The organism is Arsenophonus sp. ENCA (assembly GCF_002287155.1).
GTDB lineage: Bacteria > Pseudomonadota > Gammaproteobacteria > Enterobacterales > Enterobacteriaceae > Arsenophonus > Arsenophonus nilaparvatae.
On the sequence record NZ_NHNG01000465.1, the window covers coordinates 1 to 3,345 of the forward strand.

At 36.9% G+C, this 3,345-nt stretch carries 3 protein-coding genes and 1 pseudogene; all 4 read left to right on the forward strand.

Features of this window, described 5'->3' with window-relative positions; translation table 11 throughout:
- A partial coding sequence (locus tag CBG25_RS12075) for an IS30 family transposase (RefSeq protein ID WP_290603699.1) occupies positions 1 to 251 on the forward strand: 251 nt, incomplete at its 5' end.
- A 145-nt stretch (positions 252 to 396) separates the two neighbouring features.
- Complete coding sequence (gene sctT / locus CBG25_RS12080) at positions 397 to 1,164, forward strand: type III secretion system export apparatus subunit SctT (RefSeq protein WP_290606892.1); 768 nt, start codon at positions 397 to 399, stop codon at positions 1,162 to 1,164.
- Positions 1,164 to 2,177: pseudogene (locus CBG25_RS12085) on the forward strand (EscU/YscU/HrcU family type III secretion system export apparatus switch protein). The gene sctT and the pseudogene CBG25_RS12085 overlap by 1 nt, the downstream one beginning before the upstream one ends.
- A gap of 157 nt (positions 2,178 to 2,334) precedes the next feature.
- Positions 2,335 to 3,015, forward strand: a complete 681-nt coding sequence (locus CBG25_RS12090; RefSeq protein ID WP_290606894.1) for a replication protein — start codon at positions 2,335 to 2,337, stop codon at positions 3,013 to 3,015.
- Positions 3,016 to 3,345: the final 330 nt, after the last annotated feature.

Here is a 3,345-nt window from a genome sequence, read left to right on the forward strand (position 1 = left end):
TGCATAAACAGATAACTGAGATCACCGGTGCTAATGTCTTCTTTGCCAGGCCTTATCACTCATGGGAGCGTGGTTTAAATGAACACAGTAACGGACTTATCCGCCGTTTTTACCCAAAAGGAACGGACTTCAACTCAGTCACGGACAACGAGATTGCAGAACTTGAGCACATACTTAATACTCGGGGACGAAAATCGTTGGGCTATTTTTCTCCAAATGAAGTATTTTTAGCTCATCTAATGGCTGCATAACGTTTTATGGGTTTGTTGCGTTTCGACTGGGAATGGGCCCTGTTTTTATCTGCTTATTAATGCAAGCCGGTTGGTTGGCAGAAAAAGTGATCTCTTATGCCACTGAAATGTTCAATTTAGGTCTCACCACTGGGATCTGACCACAATGATAGAACTCTATCTACAACTACAAAATTCATTATTCAATTATTTATTAATTTTTGCCCATTTGGCGCCACTATTTTTTATGTTGCCTTTTTTGAGTGATCGCATACTGACCAATTTATCCTTAAAAGGAATTATCATTTTATTACTTACTCTCTGTTTATCACCATTGATAGTTATCCCAACATGGCAATCAACCAGTCAATTCATTGCATTATCTGTTGTTGAACTATTTATCGGTTTAACTATGGGTATCTTGATGGCGACACCTTTTTGGCTAGCCTCAGCGATAGGTGAATTCATTGATAATCAAAGGGGAGCCAGTATTGGCGATATGCTTGACCCAGCGACCGGTTCTGAATCTTCTTCACTTGCGTCATTAATCAATATGTTCTGTGTTGCATGGTTTCTCAATCAAGGCGGTATGCTCGAATTCATCGCCACAATAACCGAAAGTTACCAACAATTACCTATCGGTCGCCCAATTGTTCATGTTGATTTATTCGCTTTAGGCAAATGGTTAACCCGTTTCATTATGTTAGCAATAACCCTATCAGCGCCGATATTAATCGCTCTATTTATACTAGAAATCGGCTTGGGCGTTTATTCATTATTTTGCCCGCAATTAAACGCATTCTCTTTATCGTTGACTCTTAAAAGCATCGTGGCTTTTAGCCTGCTATTTATTCTGTTCAATACGACGCTACCACAAACACTTATTTCAGTGCTCCCGCCGTCAATTTCATCAATAATTATAGTGGGTAACTGATGGCAGAAAAAACAGAAAAACCAACAGCCAAAAAATTACGTGATTCAGCTAAAAAAGGCCAATCCTTTAAAAGCAAAGATTTAGTTTCCGCTTGTGCCTATTTTGCTGGTATCTGTTTATTAGGATTTTATCTCGAGTTTAAGCAATTTATTGATTTTTATCAACATTTTTTGTTAAATCCATACAATATTAACCCGCAAAGTTTTATCAATGCATTAATATCATTATTTTTATCGACTGTCCTACCGGTGATTTTTATCAGCGCATTAGCTGCCATTATCCCATCATTGATCCAAGCAAAATTTATCCTGGCAACCGAAGCTATTAAACTAGATTTTAAAAAACTGGATATCGTGCAAGGAATAAAACGGCTAGTAGATAAACGAGCGCTCAAAAACCTGCTCAAAGCATTACTATTTTTATCAGTAGTTGTTATTTTTTCATTCAATCATATCAATCGACACTATTATTTACCCAACGAAAAACGATTTGGCATATTATTTATGATTGGCGTATCTTAACGCTGAAATTTGTTTTGTTTTTTTTTGCTATTTTCACTACCTATTTTGTTGTTAGATGCCCTGTGTGAATATTTTCTCCATCACAACGATATGAAAATGGAAAAGCATGAAGTAAAACGAGAATACAAAGAAAATGAAGGTAATCCAGAAATAAAATCGGCCCGTCGCGGAGCTCATCAAGAGCTACTTAACGCTGAAACCAAACAAGCAATAGCACAATCATCAATGATATTAGCCAATCCGACCCATATTGCCGTCGGTATTTATTTTGATCCTGACAATAGCATATTACCGCTGATAGCAGTTCGCATGGCGAACCAATATGCACTGGCGGTACAAACCTATGCCAAAGAGATCTGTATCCCAATTGTGCGCAACATTAAACTGGCACGCCAAATTTATCACCGCTATCGATTGTACGAAACCGTGGTAAAACAAGATTTACTGGATGTGATTGATACACGAGTTTCGCACAGGCATATAAAATTCTAAAAATGGCTTAAAAGCAATGATTAATCTGCAAGTTACTAAAAAACATAAATTTTCTTAAATTACAATAAGTTGTATTTGATTTATAAGGTTTTGACTATTTATATATCATGCTGAATTAAACTTAAAAATAGAGCGTTTTTTTATTGGTGCGAAACTCGTGACCAAATGGGACAATAAACTCAAAGAAGCGTTACTACTTGCACCTATTACATTCAGACAATACAAAATATTTGATGCCATTCACCGTCGGACTATTGGTTGGGGAAAAGATTTCGATCGCATAACAGATAGGCAAATTAGTGAAATGACGGGTATTCATCGCACCCATATCAATAAAGCAAAATCAGAACTGATTAAATTAAAAATGCTTTCAATGTTCGGTGATAAAATTGGTATAAATCAAGATTTTCAAGCGTGGAATTTTTCATCAAGTGTTACTAAATCAGCGACAAAACAGTGTAGCCAAAACAGCTACAGTGTAGCTAAATCAGTAATAAAAAATGTCGCTAAATCAGCTACAATCAATAAACACAAGAAAAATCCTTGTAAAACATCATCTTGTAATGAAAATGTAGCCAAAGCAGCTACAGAGCACCAAAACAGCGATAGTGTAGCCAAACCAGCTACATATAAGTGTAGCCGAAACAGCTACACACAAAAGAAAGAGAAAAAGAAGAAAGAGAAAGAAAGTAAAGAAAATATATATAAACACCCTATAGTCCCTCTTACGAAAAAATCTGAATTTGATTTATCCCTGTTTGAACAGGAGCCTAGCAAATCAGTTTGGCAAGATTATCTTGAACATCGAAAAAACAAAAAAGCCAAATTGAACGCCTAGGAATTTCAAAGATCCTGAGGCCTTATGAAATAGGGATCACAGTCGGTAAGATTTGCTGTTTTTTTCAGCACAAGAGGGAGTGAGATCATTATTTGTTGGCTAATCGACTGATTTTTGAACGAATTTGCTGAATTCAGGCAGATCTTCCCTGCATTACATCACGTAACGCATTCGCGCTATTTCCACTGCGTTAGCAACCAGATCCTTTGTTACCAGCCCATACAAGACCCGCTGATAGACCATTTTCCCGCCACACAGAATACATTTAAAAGGGTCCGTATTGAGCAGTGCTTGGCTGAGGCTGGAAAATGTCACTACTTTTACAGGTTT

Coding starts and splice junctions, on each gene's coding strand:
- sctT (WP_290606892.1), top strand. CDS start 397: ATGATAGAACTCTATCTACAACTACAAAATTCATTATTCAATTATTTA.